The 16,506-nt window shown below is 68.6% G+C and carries 11 protein-coding genes; 3 read left to right on the forward strand and 8 right to left on the reverse strand.

Features of this window, described 5'->3' with window-relative positions:
* Nucleotides 1-6 precede the first annotated feature (6 nt).
* The 6 genes from ACPT9U_RS09480 to ACPT9U_RS09505 form a co-directional block, all read right to left on the reverse strand.
* Nucleotides 7-711 (reverse strand): ABC transporter permease, encoded by a 705-nt coding sequence (locus ACPT9U_RS09480; RefSeq protein WP_435750720.1) that lies wholly within the window; start codon nucleotides 709-711, stop codon nucleotides 7-9.
* 69 nt (nucleotides 712-780) lie between these two features.
* Nucleotides 781-1,089, reverse strand: a complete 309-nt coding sequence (locus ACPT9U_RS09485; RefSeq protein ID WP_435750721.1) for a hypothetical protein — start codon at nucleotides 1,087-1,089, stop codon at nucleotides 781-783.
* 3 nt (nucleotides 1,090-1,092) lie between these two features.
* Entirely contained in the window at nucleotides 1,093-1,362 is a 270-nt protein-coding gene (gene thiS, locus ACPT9U_RS09490) for a sulfur carrier protein ThiS (protein ID WP_094268369.1), read from the reverse strand.
* A 9-nt stretch (nucleotides 1,363-1,371) separates the two neighbouring features.
* Nucleotides 1,372-2,664, reverse strand: a complete 1,293-nt coding sequence (locus tag ACPT9U_RS09495) for an NAD(P)/FAD-dependent oxidoreductase (protein ID WP_435750722.1) — start codon at nucleotides 2,662-2,664, stop codon at nucleotides 1,372-1,374.
* A gap of 59 nt (nucleotides 2,665-2,723) precedes the next feature.
* On the reverse strand, nucleotides 2,724-4,571 hold the full coding sequence (locus tag ACPT9U_RS09500; protein ID WP_435750723.1) for an aldehyde ferredoxin oxidoreductase family protein: 1,848 nt from the start codon (nucleotides 4,569-4,571) through the stop codon (nucleotides 2,724-2,726).
* 12 nt (nucleotides 4,572-4,583) lie between these two features.
* Nucleotides 4,584-5,063, reverse strand: coding sequence for a 4Fe-4S dicluster domain-containing protein (locus ACPT9U_RS09505; RefSeq protein ID WP_020687811.1), 480 nt, complete (start codon nucleotides 5,061-5,063; stop codon nucleotides 4,584-4,586).
* Nucleotides 5,064-5,326: 263 nt separating this feature from the next.
* Here ACPT9U_RS09505 and ACPT9U_RS09510 point away from each other — a divergent pair, with 263 nt between their 5' ends.
* Complete coding sequence (locus ACPT9U_RS09510) at nucleotides 5,327-7,108, forward strand: NAD(P)H-dependent oxidoreductase subunit E (RefSeq protein ID WP_418363281.1); 1,782 nt, start codon at nucleotides 5,327-5,329, stop codon at nucleotides 7,106-7,108.
* Nucleotides 7,105-9,924: a formate dehydrogenase subunit alpha gene (gene fdhF / locus ACPT9U_RS09515; protein ID WP_435750724.1), complete on the forward strand. Its 2,820-nt coding sequence runs from the start codon at nucleotides 7,105-7,107 to the stop codon at nucleotides 9,922-9,924. The genes ACPT9U_RS09510 and fdhF overlap by 4 nt, the downstream gene beginning before the upstream one ends.
* Here the strand turns inward: fdhF and ACPT9U_RS09520 are convergent.
* Nucleotides 9,910-11,910, reverse strand: coding sequence for a chorismate-binding protein (locus ACPT9U_RS09520; protein WP_435750725.1), 2,001 nt, complete (start codon nucleotides 11,908-11,910; stop codon nucleotides 9,910-9,912). The genes fdhF and ACPT9U_RS09520 overlap by 15 nt on opposite strands.
* A gap of 229 nt (nucleotides 11,911-12,139) precedes the next feature.
* Between ACPT9U_RS09520 and ACPT9U_RS09525 the strand changes: the two genes are divergently transcribed.
* On the forward strand, nucleotides 12,140-14,218 hold the full coding sequence (locus ACPT9U_RS09525) for an alkaline phosphatase D family protein (protein WP_435750726.1): 2,079 nt from the start codon (nucleotides 12,140-12,142) through the stop codon (nucleotides 14,216-14,218).
* A 38-nt stretch (nucleotides 14,219-14,256) separates the two neighbouring features.
* Here the strand turns inward: ACPT9U_RS09525 and ACPT9U_RS09530 are convergent, their stop codons facing one another.
* A complete protein-coding gene (locus ACPT9U_RS09530; RefSeq protein ID WP_418363285.1) occupies nucleotides 14,257-16,293 on the reverse strand; it encodes a sigma-54-dependent Fis family transcriptional regulator in 2,037 nt (678 codons plus the stop codon).
* Between the last annotated feature and the right edge of the window lie 213 nt (nucleotides 16,294-16,506).

The raw sequence follows: 16,506 nt of genomic DNA on the forward strand, positions 1-16,506 counted from the left end.
TCCGCCTCAGCCGTAGCGCCGCATTGCCCAATGGCGCAGCACGAAGGCCAGCGCGTTGAGCGCGAGGATGATGACGATGAGCACCACGCCGAGCGCGATCGCCAGCGCGAGGTCGCCCTTGCTGGTCTCGAGCGCGATCGCGGTGGTCATCACGCGCGTCGCCCGGTCGATGTTGCCGCCGACGATCATCACCGCCCCCACCTCGCTCATCGCGCGCCCCAGGCCCGCCAGCACCGCCACCAGCAAGGAGTGGCGACAGTCGTAGAGCAGCGTGGTGACGCTGTCCCACCACGAAAAGCGCATCAGCTGCAATTCTTCGGCGTAGCGCTGCCACACGTCCTCAACCACCTGGCGCGTGATCGCCGCCATCAGCGGAATCACCAGCAGGCTCTGCGCGATGACCATCGCCAGCGGCGTGTACAGCAGGCCGAAGCCACCGAACGGCCCCGAGCGCGACAGCAGCAGGTACACCACCACCCCCACCACCACCGAAGGCAGGCCCATCAGTCCGTTGACCAGCACCGACAGCGTGTTCTTGCCCGGGAAACGCCCCACCGCAATGCATGCGCCGAGTGGCAGACCGATCAGCGTGCCCAGCAGCACCGCGCCACCACTGACCTGCAGCGACAGCACCACGATCTCGGCCACGGTGTGGTCGAAGGTAGCGAGCAGCGAAATCGCGTCGGAGAAGGTGGCGGCGAAGGCGGACATCGGCGGGGAGCATAACCGAAACCCCCTGCCCGCCGGAACGCGCGGAGCGTTGATCGGGCAGACGCGCTGTCAGCCGCCTCCCTTCTGCATCGCCCGGTCGAGACGCACCAGTAGCGCGCGGCGCGCGGCCTCGTCACCCGGCCCGAAACGGTAGCGCACGATCAGTTGCGGCAGCTCGAACAGCCCCAGGCGACGCACGCCGGCCGGCTCCAGTTCGATGACGAGCATTTGCGCCCCCTCCTGCAGGCTCAGGCGCCGAGCTTCCGCGCTGCCCTGCACCGCGGGCCAGGCCTGGCGCAGGTCGCGCTCGAATTCACGCGCGGTGGCGGTGACCCGGCGCTCGAAGGACTCGGGCACCGGGCCATTGATGAAGGCCACGCCTCAGCCGCCGGCGATCGGCGGCCAGATGGCGAGCTCGTCGCCGTCCTGCAAGCGGCGCCTGGCGCGCTCGGCCGGCGGCACGAAATGGCCGTTGACCAGCACCAGGTGGGCGCTGCGCTCGGGCACGCGGTAGCGGTGAATCATTTCCGCCACGGTCGTGCCCTCGTCCACGTCCAGTTCCAGCCGGTTGCCGCGGTGGCCGTCGGGCAGGTAGTCCGACAGCGAGGCAAAGAGCTTGAAGGCGATGCGGATCGTCACACGGGTCTCCATGCGCCGCCCTCAGCGCGCCAGCGCCATCGGTTGCTGGCTGCGGGCAACGTAGGCATCGACGAAGGACAGCGGGTTGGCGAGCAAACGGTCCTTCCAGTCGCCAAGCCTGACCTGGCCGTGGATCAGGCCGCGCAGTGCGCCGACGTGCTGGGTCAGGCCGATGGAGGTGGCGCCGATCAGCACGTCGTCCTTGAACTGCAGGCTGAGGTAGCGGTAGCGCGCCTCGTCGACCAGTTCGACACCGCTGCCGCCGGCGTCCGGCTTCTCGCCCCACCACTGGCCGAAGGACGATGAGATCAGGCCCAGCGTATCGAGCACGTTGATCGCCAGCACACCATTGAGCTTCGTGTCCCTGGCGGTGGCGCCGCGCGCCATGTTCATCGCCGCGATGCGCGCCTGGTCGGCGGCGTTGGGCTGGATAGCGGCGACGAGGTGCGCGCCGGTGAAGAGATCCGGCGCCTCGGCCACATCACCGGCGGCGAAGATGCCGGACACGCTCGTCTCCATGCGGTCGTCGACCAGCACGCCCTTGGCGACATGCACCGGGGTCTCTTCCAGGAAGCCGACATTGGGCGCGACACCCGCGGCGACGATGACGAGGTCGCAATCCAGGCGGTCACCGGTCGACAGCGTGACGGCCAAGGGTGCGTCGGCCCCCACTTCGCTGCCACGATCGACGCGCTGCACACCCGCCGAGGTGACGACGCGGATGCCCTTCTCTTCCACCCAGCGCTTGATCATGCCACCGGCCTTGGGCGTCATCATGCGCGGCACCATGCGGTCGCCCATCTCCACCACCGTGAGCTGCACGCCGCGCTTGGCCAGCGCCTCCATGATGATGCAGCCGATGAAGCCGGCACCCAGCTGCAGCACGCGCGCGCCCGGTTTGGCATGGGCGGCGATCGCGCGTGCGTCGCCCAGCGTCCAGCAGGTCTGCACCTCGGGCAGGTCCACGCCGGGGATCGGCGGGCGCACGGGATGCGAGCCGGTGGCGATCAGCAGGCGGTCATAGCTTTCGAAATGGCCGTCGTCGAACAGCACGGTGCGCTTTTCGGTGTTGAGCGCCACCGCGCGGCCACGCATCTGGCGGACGCGCAGGCGTTCGAAATGGTCGGCGCCCTTGCGCAGATACGTGCCCGATTCGTCGATGTTGCCTTCGAGCAGGTAGGGGATCGCCATGCGCGAATACGGTGGCGCGTCCTCATGGCCAACCATGACGATCTCGTCGTGCGGCGCGGCCTTGCGCAGCGTTTCGGCAGCAACGACGCCTGCCGGGCCGTTGCCGAGAATAAGGTGTTTCATTGGAGCATCCTCGAACGAAAGGCGGGCGCCCCGAAGGGCGCCCGCTCAGGCTTGCACCGTTACAGTCCCAGACGGGCCCGCGTCTCGGCCGTCGGCTGGCCTTCGGGCGTCCAGCCGCGCACCTGGTAATACTCGGGCAGCATCTTCGCCAGGCCGTTGACCATGCCCTTGGCCGGACCGGTCTTGGCCGGTTCCTGCGTCAGACGCGGCGGCAGATTGTCGTCCTTGGCGGTGAAGCCGGCGGCGTTGTTGAACATGCGTTCCATGTTCCAGATGCGCTCGCCCACCTCGTTCAGCTTCTCCATGCTCCAGTCACCCTCGCAGGCAGCGGCCACCTGCGGCTGCACGTCGGCCAGGGTCCATGCGAAGCTGGTGAAGACGCAGATGCCGGCCGAGTCGAACACCGCGGTGGCGTCCTGGAAGGCCTTGACCAGCTCGGGCTTGCCGTCGGTGGCCAGCGGGTCGGTCTTGACCGGAATGCCGAGCACTTCGGACGCCACCGTATAGCCGCGCAGGTGGCAGGCGCCACGGTTGGAGGTGGCGTAGGCCAGGCCCATGCCCTGGATGCCGCGCGAGTCGTAGGCGGGGAATTCCTGGCCCTTCACGCTCATCGACAGCTCGGGACGGCCGTACTTCTCGCACAGGCGCTTGCTGCCCATGCCGAGCTCCTTGCCGAAACCCTCGCCCACCGCGGTCATCTCGACCATCTTCGCCAGCGCCTCGGCCGAACCGAAGGGCGCCGCCATCCCGATGATGTCGTCGTTGAGGATGCCCAGCTCGTACAACTCCATCGCCGCGCCGACCGTGGCGCCGAAGGAGATCGGGTCCATGCCCTGCTCGTTGCAGATCAGGTTGGCGTACTGCAGCGCCTCGAGGTCGCCGACACCGTTGGCCGCACCCAGCGCCCAAGCGGCCTCATACTCCAGGCCGCCGGAGGCGCCCCAGTACTTCGGGCTGTTCTTGACGGTGAAGTGCCCCTTGTCGATTTCCGAGATGCGCCCGCAGGCGATGGTGCAGCCGAAGCAGGCGGCGTTGGTGACCAGGTGGGTCTTGCCATCGGACTCGCGCTTCTCGTGCATTGCCTCGGCGGAGATCTTGGACGCATCCTCGAACTGCACGTCGCGGTGGTTGCGGGTCGGCAGCGCGCCAATCTCGTTGATCACGTTCATCAGCACCTGGGTGCCGTACTTGGGCAGACCCTGGCCGGTGACCGCGTTGTCGGCGAGCACCTTCTTGGCGTCGCTGGTCGCCTTCAGGAAGGCGCCGAAATCCTTGATGCCCGACACGCCCTTGGTGCCACGGATGGCCACCGCCTTGAGGTTCTTCGAGCCCATCACCGCGCCCACGCCGGAACGGCCGGCCGCGCGATGCAGGTCATTGACCACGCAGGCATACAGCACCTGGTTCTCGCCCGCCTTGCCGATCGACGAGATGCGCACGAGCGGGTCCTGCAGCTCGTCCTTGATCTGCTCCTCGGTCTCCCAGCAGCTCTTGCCCCACAACCCGGCGGCGTCGCGCAGTTCGGCCTTGTCGTTCTCGATGTAGAGCCACACCGGTTTCGCCGACTTGCCCTCGAAGATCACCATGTCCCAGCCGGCGAACTTCATCTCGGCGCCGAAGAAACCGCCGGAGTTCGAACAGGCGATGGCGCCCGTCAGTGGCCCCTTGGTGACGACGGTGTAGCGCCCGCCGGTCGAGGCCATGGTGCCGGTGAGCGGCCCGGTGGCCATGATCATCTTGTTGTCGGGCGACAGCGGATCGACCTTGGGGTCGATCTCGGACACCAGGTACTTGGTGGCCAGGCCGCGCGAGCCGAGGTACTCGTCGGCCCACTGCATGTTGAGCGGCTCCACCGAGCAGGTGCCCGCCGAGAGGTTCACCCGCAGGAGTTTTCGATTCCAACCCATGATCCGTCCTCCTCAGGCTGCGGCCGAAGCCGGGGTGTTGGCCTTGGCGGCCCAGGCGCGCATCTTGTCGATGCCGGTCCAGTCGGCGTCAACATAGGTGATGGCGCCGGTCGGACAGGCGCTGGCGCAGGCGGGGTTGCCTTCGCACAGATCGCACTTCTGCACCTTGCCGGTGTCCTGGTTGTAGTTGATGGTGCCGAACGGACAGGCGATCGTGCACACCTTGCAGCCGACACAGGTGTCCTCGAACACCATCTTGGCGCCGGTGCTCAGGTCGATGCGGATCGCGTCGACAGGGCAGGAATTCAGGCACCAGGCTTCGGTGCACTGCGTACAGGTGTAGGGCACCTTGCGGCCCTCGTGTTCGAAGTTGAACACCTTGATGCGCGACTTGCTCGGATTGATGACCCCGGTGTGCTCGTAGGAACAGGCCATCTCGCATTGCAGACAGCCGGTGCACTTCGCGGGATCAATGTGCAGTGCTTTCCACATCGATCGTCTCCTGTTTCGCGTTGTTCACGTTATTCGTCATGACAATCGGCGCTCATCCTGGGGCGCGCGCAACCGTAACCGCGCACACGGATGACTCACCTATGCAAAACGCAGCATAGGCGCTTGAGGCTCGAGGTCAAGCCGGGGATAACCCTTTCTCCGTCGAGGGATCGGGCTTGCCACAATGCCCGCACGGCGCGCCGGGGAGTACAGTGCGGGAGCAGTGCCGAAAGGGCATCCCAGCAAGCCAGGAACATGCGCCGATGACGCCACCGACTTCATCCTCCGCGGCACCCGCCGCAGGAACAGACACGACGCACGAACGGGTGCGCACCCGCGCCACCCCGCGCGGCCGCCAGCTCGACGCCGACGCCGAACGCGCCGTGGCCGACCTGCTCGGTGGCCGCCCCCGTAGCCGCGATGCACTGATCGAGCACCTGCACGCGATTCAGGATCACTTCGGCCACCTGTCGCTGAACCACATGCACGCGCTCGCGGCCTGGATGCGCCTCCCGATGGCCGAGGTCTTCGAGACCGCAAGCTTCTACGCCCACTTCGACCTCGTGCGCGATGACGAAACCCCGCCGCCGGCGCTCACGATCCGGATATGCGACGGCCTGCCCTGCCAGCTCGCCGGGGCCGCGCATCTGAAGGCCGCACTGGAGGGCGCGCTCGACCCCTCCAGCGTACGCATCCTGCGCGCTCCCTGCATGGGCCAATGCGACTGTGCGCCAGCGGCACAGATTGGTCATCGCACGCTCGGTCATGCCACTCCCGAACGCGTACGCGCGACCCTGGCACCAGGCGGCGCTGCGCCTGAGCATCCCCCCTGGCAGCGGCTCGAATCCTATCGGGCCGAAGGCGGCCATGCCCTGCTCGAAGCCCTGCGCACAGGCGCACTCGAGGCAACGCACATCGAGCATCTGCTGCGCGATGCTGGCCTGCGCGGCATGGGCGGCGCGGGTTTCCCGACCTGGCGCAAGTGGCAGGCGGTGCGCGCAGAAGCCGGCCCCCGCTACGTGGTGATCAATGCAGACGAAGGCGAGCCCGGCACCTTCAAGGACCGTCATTACCTCGAGCGCTGGCCCCACCAGGTACTCGAAGGCGCACTGGTGAGCGTGCAGGCGCTCGAAGCCGAGGCGGTCTACCTCTACCTGCGGGACGAATACGCGGCACTGCACACCGTGCTGCGCGAAGCGATCGCCGAACTGGAGCAGGCCGGGATCACCCGACCCGGCTTCATCGTGCTGCGCCGCGGCGCAGGCGCCTACATCTGCGGCGAGGAATCCGCGCTCATCGAGTCGCTGGAAGGCAAACCCGGCAAGCCGCGCCATCGTCCGCCCTTCGTGGCACAGCACGGCCTTTTCGGCCGCCCGACCCTGGTCAACAACGTCGAGACGCTCTACTGGATCCCGCTCCTGCACGCGAAAGGCGCGGCGTGGTTCGCCAGCCAGGGGCGGCATGGCCGCAGCGGCCTGCGCAGCTTTTCGGTCTCGGGGCGGGTGAACAAGCCCGGCGTGCATGTCGCCCCGGCAGGCATCACGCTGCGCGAGCTGATCGACGAGCACTGCGGCGGCATGGCGGCGGGCCACCGCCTGCTCGCGTGGCTGCCCGGTGGCGCCTCGGGCGGCATCCTGCCCGCGAGCAAGGCCGACCTGCCACTCGACTTCGATACCCTGCAGCCACATGGCTGCTTCATCGGCTCGGCCGCGGTGGTGGTGATCTCGGACCAGGACGACCTGCGCGCGGCGGTGCAGAACCTGCTTGCCTTCTTCGCCGACGAATCCTGTGGCCAATGCACCCCGTGCCGGCTCGGCACCGGGAAGATGCTGGGCCTGATCGAGCGCGACCAGTGGGATGTCTCACAGCTGCAAGGACTTGCGCAGCTGATGCAGGACGCCTCGATCTGCGGCCTCGGCCAGGCCGCTCCCAACCCGGTGCTCAGCCTGCTGCGTTTTTTCCCGGATGAGCTTTCGCGCCGGGGCGTTCGGCTGATACACACAGCGCCGGCCACGCAGGCCGGCCACGAAGAGGACGCGCGATGAACACGGCACAAGGCCACACGGCCTCATCCGAAACAGATAACGAAGCCTTCGAGATCACGCTTGACGGGGTCACCGTCACGGCCTTCCCCGGCGAAACCCTGTGGCAAGTCGCGGCACGGGCAGGCGAGCGCATCCCCCACCTGTGCCTGCGTGATGCACCCGGCTACCGACCGGACGGAAACTGTCGCGCCTGCATGATCGAGATCGAGGGCGAACGCACCCTGGCCGCAAGCTGCATCCGCGAGGCGCGGCCAGGCATGGTGATCAGGAGCCGCAAATCCGGGCGCGCACGCAGCGCGCGCGAGGGCGTCATGGCGTTGCTGCGCACCGAGCAAGCCGCGCGCGACGACAGCCCCGACCGCTCCAGCCATTTCTGGGAGCTGGCGGAGCAGATGGCCCTGCTCGACGCCCCCGCGGGGGTGGAGGAGGACGCTTTCCTGGTCCGCGTCACGCACGCGTCGGCGCCGGATGCCTCGCATCCAGCGATCCGCGTGAATCTGGATGCATGCATCGCATGCCGGCTGTGTATTCAGGCCTGCCGCGAGGTGCAGGTCAACGACGTGATCGGTCTCGCCCACCGCGGCGCGGCAACGAAGATCGTGTTCGACTTCGACGACCCGCTCGGCCACAGCACCTGCGTGGCCTGCGGGGAATGCGTGCAGGCCTGTCCCACCGGTGCGCTGATGCCCGCCAGCGTGGCCGACGCGCTTGGCCGCGGCGACTCGGCCTGCGCCGATCACAAGGTGGATTCGGTGTGTCCCTACTGTGGCGTGGGCTGCCAGCTCACCTACCACGTCAAGGACGGTCGCATCCTCTTCGTAGAAGGCCGCAACGGCCCGGCCAACGAGAACCGCCTGTGCGTGAAGGGCCGCTTCGGCTTCGATTACCCCAATCACCGCGGCCGCCTGACGACCCCGCTGATCCGCCGCGAGGGCGTGCCCAAGGGCGTGGATCCAGCCTTCGACCCGGCCAGCCCGCTCAGCCACTTCCGCCCGGCGAGCTGGGACGAGGCGCTCGAGTTCGCCGCCACAGGCCTGCGCCGCCTGCTCGACACCCACGGCCCTGGCGTGCTCGCCGGCTTCGGCAGCGCGAAGTGTTCGAATGAGGAGGCCTGGCTGTTCCAGAAGCTGGTGCGCACGGGCTTCCGCTCCAACAACGTAGACCACTGCACCCGGCTGTGCCACGCCAGCTCGGTCGCCGCGCTGATGGAATGCATCGGCTCGGGCGCAGTCACCGCCTCCTTCATGCAGGCGGCGCAAGCCGACGTAGTGATCCTCACCGGCTGCAACCCGACGGCAAACCACCCCGTCGCCGCCACCTGGTTCAAACAGGCCGCCAAACGCGGGACGAAGCTGATCGTGCTCGACCCGCGCGGCCTGGTCCTCGGCCAATACGCCAACCGCATGGTGCGCTTCACCCCGGGGAGCGACGTTGCGCTCTTCAACGCCATGCTCCACGTCATCATCGACGAGGGCTTGTGCAACAACGACTTCATCGCCACGCGCACCGAGGGTTTCGAGGCGCTCGCCGACCACGTCGCGCCGATGACGCCCGAGGCCATGGCGCCGCTGTGCGGTGTGGCGCCGGACGAGATCCGCGACATCGCGCGCCTCTACGCCCAGGCCGAGCGCGCGATGATTTTCTGGGGCATGGGGATCTCGCAGCATGTGCACGGCACCGACAACGCGCGCTGCCTGATCTCCCTCGCGCTCGCCACCGGCCACATCGGCCGTCCCGGCACCGGCCTGCATCCGCTGCGCGGGCAGAACAACGTGCAGGGCGCCTCCGACGCGGGCCTCATCCCGATGGTGCTACCCGACTACCGCCCGGTGGGCGACGCGCAGTACCGCGCCGCCTTCGAGGAACTGTGGTCGACGCCCTTGCCAGCCCAGCCCGGCCTCACCGTCGTCGAGACCATGGACGCGATCCACGCCGGCCGGGTGCGCGGGATGTACATCCTCGGCGAGAACCCGGCGATGTCCGACCCCGACCTGCACCACACCCGCGCCGCACTCGCCAGGCTGGAACATCTGGTCGTGCAGGACCTCTTCGTCACCGAGACCGCGCAGTTTGCCGATGTGATCCTGCCCGCCTCGGCCTGGCCCGAAAAGGACGGCACCGTGACCAACACCAACCGCCAGATCCAGCTCGGCCGCGCCGCCGTGCCGCTGCCCGGCGAGGCCCGCCCCGACTGGTGGATCATCCAGCAGCTCGCGTGCCGCCTCGGCCTCGACTGGGACTACGCCCACCCGCGCGAGGTCTTCGCCGAGATGAAGCGCGCCATGCGCTCGCTCGACCACATCGACTGGGCGCGGCTGGAGCGCGAGGGTGCCGTCACCTACCCCTGCCCCGCGGGCGACGCCCCAGGCAAAGACGTGGTCTTCGACGACCGCTTCCCGACCGCAAGCGGCCGCGCACGCTTCCGCCCCGCCGTGCCGCTGCCGCCCGACGAACCGGTGGACGCCGACTGGCCCACGGTGCTGATCACCGGCCGCCAGCTCGAACACTGGCACACCGGCGCGATGACCCGGCGCAGCGCAGTGCTCGACGCGCTTGAACCCGCTGCCGTAGCGACGCTGGCCCCGGGCGAACTCGCCCGCCTCGGCCTCGCCCCGGGCGCGCCCCTGACGATCGAAACCCGCCGCGGCTGCATCACCCTCGCCGCCCGCACCGACCCGCGGATGCCCGAGGGCATGGTCTTCGTGCCCTTCTGCTACGTGGAGGCCGCCGCCAACCTGCTCACCAACCCGGCGCTCGACCCCTACGGCAAGATTCCGGAGTTCAAGTACGCGGCGTGCCGGCTATCGGCGGGCTGAAGGCAAGACCGGACCCAGGCACCCGCGCTCGGCCTCGCCGGGCGCCAGCCGCGCCTCCAGCACACCGCGCAGCGCATTGGTGAGCACGATGCGCTCGGCGCGCAGGAGATCCCCCACCCGCAGCCGCCGCTCGCGCGCAGACCATGCGGGATCGGCCAGCAGCGCGGCGCGCATCGTGCCCGGCAGCACGCCACGCCCGAGCGGCGGCGTCAGCCACTGTCCCTCGACGCGCAGGAAGACATTGCTGCGTCCGCCCTCGGTCAGCCAGCCCTCGCCATCGAAGAACAACATGTCGAACGCACCACGCGCCTGCGCGGCGCGGATGCCTTCGTCGTAGCGGCTGCGCAGCGTGGTCTTGTGGCCGAGCAGACCGAACGGATCGTCAATCGGCGTGCGCGCAAGCAGCACCTCGACCGGCCCTGGCGGCAGCGGATCGAGCACCGCCACCGCGAGCTCGAAGCGTCCGTCCTTGTGCACGGCCAGCCGCAGCCGGTGTGCCGCGCCGCTCGGCAATGCTGCCACCGCCTGCTCCAGCCCGGCGACAATGCGCTCGCGGGAGAAACCGAAATCGAGCGCCACCGCGCTGGCTTCCAGCCGCCCCAGATGGCGGTCGAGATGACGCACACCCGCCTCGCGCATCGCATGCATCGTCTCGAAGAGCACAAAGCCGGGATCGAGCGCGGTCAGGAAACGGGCCTTGAGGCGGCATTCGGCGTATTCGTCGGCAGCGCGGCTGTCGATGACGATGCCCGCGCCCACCCCCATGCGGCCATCGCAGCCCGCACCGTCCGCGCGCGAGCGCAGGCTCAGGGTACGAATCGCCACCGACAGGCAGAAGTCGCCGCATGCACTGCCCGCGACGGGGGCGTCGATCCAGCCGATGCTGCCGGTGTAGAGACCACGCGGCGAATCCTCGAGCGCGGCGATCCACTGCATGGTCCGGTGCTTGGGCGCCCCGGTGATCGAGCCACAGGGGAACAGCGCGCGCAGCAGCGCGGGGAAGCCTGTTCCGGCGGGGAGCTCGGCCTCGACGGTGGAGGTCATCTGCAGCACGGTCGGGTAGGTCTCGACCGAGAACAGTGCCGGCACGCGCACGCTGCCGGTGCGCGCGACGCGGCCCAGATCGTTGCGCAGCAGGTCGACGATCATCAGGTTCTCGGCGCGGTTCTTGGCGTCAGCCGCAAGCCCGCGGGCGATTTCCGCATCCTCTCCGGGATCCTGCGCGCGCGCTGCCGTGCCCTTCATCGGGCGGGCGGTCAGCCGGCCCCCCGTGTTGCGCAGGAAGAGTTCGGGCGAGCAGGACAACACCCAGTCCGGACCCGCGTCGCCACGCGGCAGGGCGATCAGCGCACCAAAGGCCACGGGCTGGTGCGCGCGCAGGCGGCGGTACAGGCTCAGCGGCAAGCCAAAGCTGCAAAAATCGAGCCGGTAGCTGTAATTGACCTGATAGGTTTCGCCCGCCTCAATCGCGTGGTGGATGCGCACGATCGCTGCATCGAAGGCGGCACGATCCACGGAGGCCCGCAGGTCGAGCACGCCGGCGGGTTCGGGCTCAGAGGGCTTGAAGACTTGAGCGGCGTCGGTGGGCTCGCAGGCCCCGCCAGCTGCGCTGGACACGCACGCCCGCTCGCGCGCCGCCAGCCACGCCGACGCCGCATCGGCATCGAGCCGCCGCATGTGCGCGAACATCAGCACGCGCAGACTGCCCGCATCCGCAGCGCTCAGGCGCTCGTGCCCCGCGCCGATCAGACGGGCGCCCCACTCGTAGTCGGCGAGCACCACGGCATGCAAGCCAGCGCGCAGGTCGGCATCCACCGCGCTCCACACCGTCTCCAGCGCCGTCGGGTCGTTACAGCAATGCTCGCGAACGAACATCGTGTACAGGCGGCTGGTCGGCGCAGCACGCGTGGCATGGCAGTCGTCGAGCAATGCGAAAGGCTCGATAGGCGGCAAGCCGGGCGGCAGCGTTGACGGATCGATGTTCACGGTTCTGGGGCGGGTGGAGATGGAGGAGGCGGGGCGGGCGAGGGGCGAGAAAGGGCGAGGCGTACGCGCGCCGAGACGACGCATGCGGACGCGAATTCTAACCCGCCAGCCCCCTAACCTACGGACGCGAGCCTGCAGGCTCGGCAAGCGTAGCGCCCACGCCGACCACGCTCTCAGGCGCCACGCGCGCAAGCTGCCGCTCACGACCCGGCTTTGATATAAACACGCCATGACGCTGCCACAGAAACACGCACCAGCCGCCACCGCCCCGAGCCCGTCCGTCACCGTGACCGCCACCACGCCCCCGGCAGGCGACGAACTACCGCTCGTGCTCGCTGGCCCGATCCTGCGCCGGGTCGAATCGCAACGCCTGGTGCTGTGGCTGGCCACCAGCCGCGCCGTGCAGGTGCAGATCGAAGTGGACACAGGGGAAGGCGCACCCTGCCAGTTCCGGCCCATCCCCGGCTCGCCGGCGTACCGCCTGCTCAAGGCCGGTGCGCGCCTGCATTACATGCTGATCGACCTCGCGCTCGAGACGCCACTGCCAGCCGGGCGATGGATCGGCTACGACCTTGCGCTCGCACCCGCCGACGGGATTGACCGCACCGGGACGGAAGCAGGTGCCAACTGGCAGCACTGGCGCGACTGGGCGCCCGAGCTGTGCTACCCCGACCGTGCTACGCCCGGCTTCGTGTTCGCCCCCAGGGTAGCCTCGCTGCTGCACGGCTCCTGCCGCAAGCCGCATCATGACGGCGGTGATGGGCTCACCCGGGTCGATCGCCTGCTCGGCGAGCTGATCGCCACCAATGCCGCCGACGCCGACCCCGCACCGGGCGAGGACGGCCTGCCCGGCTGGCCCTCCGCGCTTGTGCTGACCGGCGACCAGATCTATGCCGATGACGTTGCTGGCCCGATGCTGGGCGCAATCCACGCCCTGATCGGGCGCCTGGGTCTACCGGTCGAGGCGCTGCGCGGCGCCGAGGAAGCCGGCGTGCACGACGCCGCCGCGCTCTACGCCCACCCGGCGAGCTACTACCGCCGCGAAACCCTGCTCCCCCAGCACAAGCGCAACTACGCGCTCATCGAGGTGCTGTTCGGCGGCGTCGAGAAGCCGGTCTTCACCTCGGCCAGCGCACACAACCACCTGATTACACTCGCCGAAGTGCTGGCGATGTACCTGCTCGTCTGGTCCCCCGCGCCATGGGCCGGACTGCGCATCGCCCCACCGTCGAACCTGAGCGCGGAAGATGCCGCGCTGTGGGCGAAGGAGAGCGCGCTCATCGACACCTTCCGCACGGACCTGGCAGCAGTACGCCGCGCGCTCGCGCACGTCCCCGTGGCCATGATCTTCGACGACCATGACGTCACCGACGACTGGAACCTGAGCCGCGAATGGGAGGAGATCGCCTACGAGCACCCCTTCTCGCGTCGCGTGATCGGCAACGCCTTGCTTGCTTACGCGGTGAACCAGGGCTGGGGCAACGATCCGGACGCCTTCGACGACGCCTCGCTGGCGCACCTTTCGAAGGCGCTGCAGGCGCCCGGCGGCGACGCCCACGAAGACTGCATCAGGCATCTGCTGAAGTTCGAGTCCTGGCACTACGCCTGGCCGAGCACGCCACCACTGATGGTCCTCGACAGCCGCACCCGACGCTGGCGCTCCGAGCACGCCGCGCGCCAACCCTCGGGGCTGATGGACTGGGAGTCGCTCACCGACCTGCAGCACGGCCTGCGCGACCTGCCGGCGGTGCTGCTGGTATCGCCGGCGCCGATCTTCGGCGTCAAGCTGATCGAGGCGATCCAGCGCGTGTTCACCTGGTTCGGCCACCCGCTGATGGTCGACGCCGAGAACTGGATGGCCCACCCCGGCGCCGCACAGGCGATCCTCAACATCTTCCGCCACCGCAAGACGCCGCAGACCTTCGTCGTGCTGTCGGGCGACGTGCATTACTCCTTCGTCTACGACGTGGAGCTGCGCGGTCGCGAGCACGGCCCCGACATCTGGCAGATCTGCAGCAGCGGCGTGCGCAACGAATTCCCGCCCCGCCTGCTCGCGGTGCTCGACCGCCTCAACCGCTGGCTGTATTCGCCGCGCTCGCCGCTCAACTGGCTGACCCGACGCCGCCACATGCGCGTGATCCCGCGCAAGTACGAAGGCGCCGCCCGCGGCCGCCGCCTGCTCAACGGCGCAGGCATCGGCCTCGTCGAAGTCGACGCCGAAGGCGTGCCGTGGCGCATCCGCGAGCTGCTCGCGGACGGACGCACCATCGCTTTCGTTCGTGACGAGGACGCTGCACGCTGGGACTGAGCCAGCGCAGTGTGCCCCCCACTCGGGCGGACCTTGATTCAGAAGTCGCGACCGAGCCGTCGGTAAAGCGTATTGCGCGCGACGCCGAGATAGCGGGCCGCGGCGGAGAGGTTCCCGTCGAAACGCTCCAGCGCCTGACGGATCTTCGTCTCATCCAGTTGCCTGCTCCCCCGCATGCACCCAGCGGAGCGCACCGAAGGAGCCGCCTCGGGAAAGTCCTGCATCGACTGCGGTACGGGGGCATTTGCCGCCACCACCGCACGCCCGGCACCCGCCCCCCCCTGCAACACCTCCTCAGGCAGATGCCTGGGCAGGATGCTGAACTCCCCCTCGTCGAGCAGCACGAGGGCAAGCTCGATCGCATTCTGCAGCTGGCGAATGTTTCCGGGCCAGGCGTAGGCTTGAATGATCGCCATTGTCTCTGGCGCCAGACTCACGCGACCGGGCTCCGGGTGGCTGCCGGCGTCGATCAGGCAACGCGTCAGTTGCGCGAGGTCACTGCGCTCGCGCAGCGGCGGCAGGCGCACACTCAGGCCATTGACGCGGTAATACAGATCCTCGCGAAAATGCCCTGCGGCAACCCGTTCGCCCAGGTTGCGATGGGTGGCGCACACCAGCGCAACATCCACCGGAACGTCTTCGCACCCGCCGACTGGCTGGACGCAGCGCTCCTGCAGCACGCGCAGCAGGCGCGCCTGCATGGCCGCAGGCATGTCGCCGATCTCATCCAGGAACAGTGTTCCACCATGGGCCTGCCGGATGCGGCCCAGCGCCCCCTCCTTGCGTGCCCCCGTAAACGCACCGCCGACGTAGCCGAAAAGCTCAGACTCGATCAACGTTTCCGGAATCGCAGCGCAATTGACCGCAACGAACGGCCCTCCGGCGCGCGGGCTGCTCTCGTGGCAGGCACGTGCGAGCAGTTCCTTGCCCGATCCTGATTCGCCCTGGATGAGCACCGGAATGTTGCGCCCGATCACGCGGGCGCAGCGATCCAGCACCGCCTGCAATGCAGGGTCTCCGGTCGACAGCGCATCCAGCGTGACCGGCGGCCGAGCCGCCCGGGTCGGCGGCAGGCTCTCCCCACGGCCCCGGACCGACCGATCGGTTACGGGCGGTCCGACACGTTCCCCGACGTGCCAGGCGGGACTCACCCGGACTCGCGCAAACACAGCCCCACCCGAACGCAGCGCGAGCTCGGCCAAGGCCTCGGGATGACGGGCTGCGCGGCCGATCACCCATCCGAAACTGCTGCAGAAGAACTTTCCGAAGAGCCCCAGGTTTGCCGACTGCGAATCGCCAAGGCCCAGCAGCACCCGCGCCTGTCGGTCTGCAGCGACGATTGCGCCATCCTGGTCCACCGCGAGCAGGCCCTCCTGCAGACCGCCCACCCCTTCCGGGCGCGGATGAAAGGCGACGATCGCGTGGCGCGCACACTCGCTCTCGAACATCCGGCGCTCGACCACGCGAACGCTCATGCGTGCGAGTCCGAGCGTATGCGGCTGATGGCTGCGATGGTCGCCCGAGATGTCGAGCGCGCCGATGAGTTGCCCGCGGCTGTCCAGGATCGGCGCAGCGCTGCAGGTGAGCACACCATTGCATTCGAAATAATGCTCGGCACCCAGCACCTCGACCGGCGCGCGCTCGATCAACGCCGCACCGATTGCATTGGTGCCACGATGGCATTCGCTCCAGCTCGCACCCGGTTGCAGGGCAACCCGGCTGGCGCGATCGACAAAGGCGGGATCACCAATGCCGTGCAAGATCAAGCCACTCGCGTCCGCGAGCAAGACCATGCTCCCCGAGGCACGAATCTGCTCATGGAGGTGCTCCATGACCGCGCTCGCGTGATTGAGCAGCACGGTATTGCGCTCACGCGCCACGACCAGGTCACCGCGGGTCGAACCTGAAAACTCCCCCCTGTCGCCCACCTCCATCCTCAATCGCAGGCAACGTTCCCAGGATCGCAGCACAGGCGCGGCCACCCCCCGCTGGGGCAATTCACCGCGCTCAAGAAACCTGCGCCGCAACGAGGCCACCGCATTGGGCGCGACTACGTCTGCCGCTTCGAATCTCATCGTTTCGTCTCCCCCGCAGCCGATGCTCGGGCTGCTTGCAGACGCCCGGCGAGCTATCTCGATCGGTGCGATCGGCGTGGCTGCAGGCCAGCCCCCGACGCACGGGCCACATGCTAATCCGATCGCCGGCAGCCTGGTGAAGTTGTTCGCGCCAAGGAATGGCGCAGCAGCAGTGCGCGACGCCCTTCCATTTCGCTTCGGCGCCGGCTGCCA

This window comes from Thauera sp. AutoDN2 (assembly GCF_051280715.1).
Taxonomy (GTDB): domain Bacteria; phylum Pseudomonadota; class Gammaproteobacteria; order Burkholderiales; family Rhodocyclaceae; genus Thauera.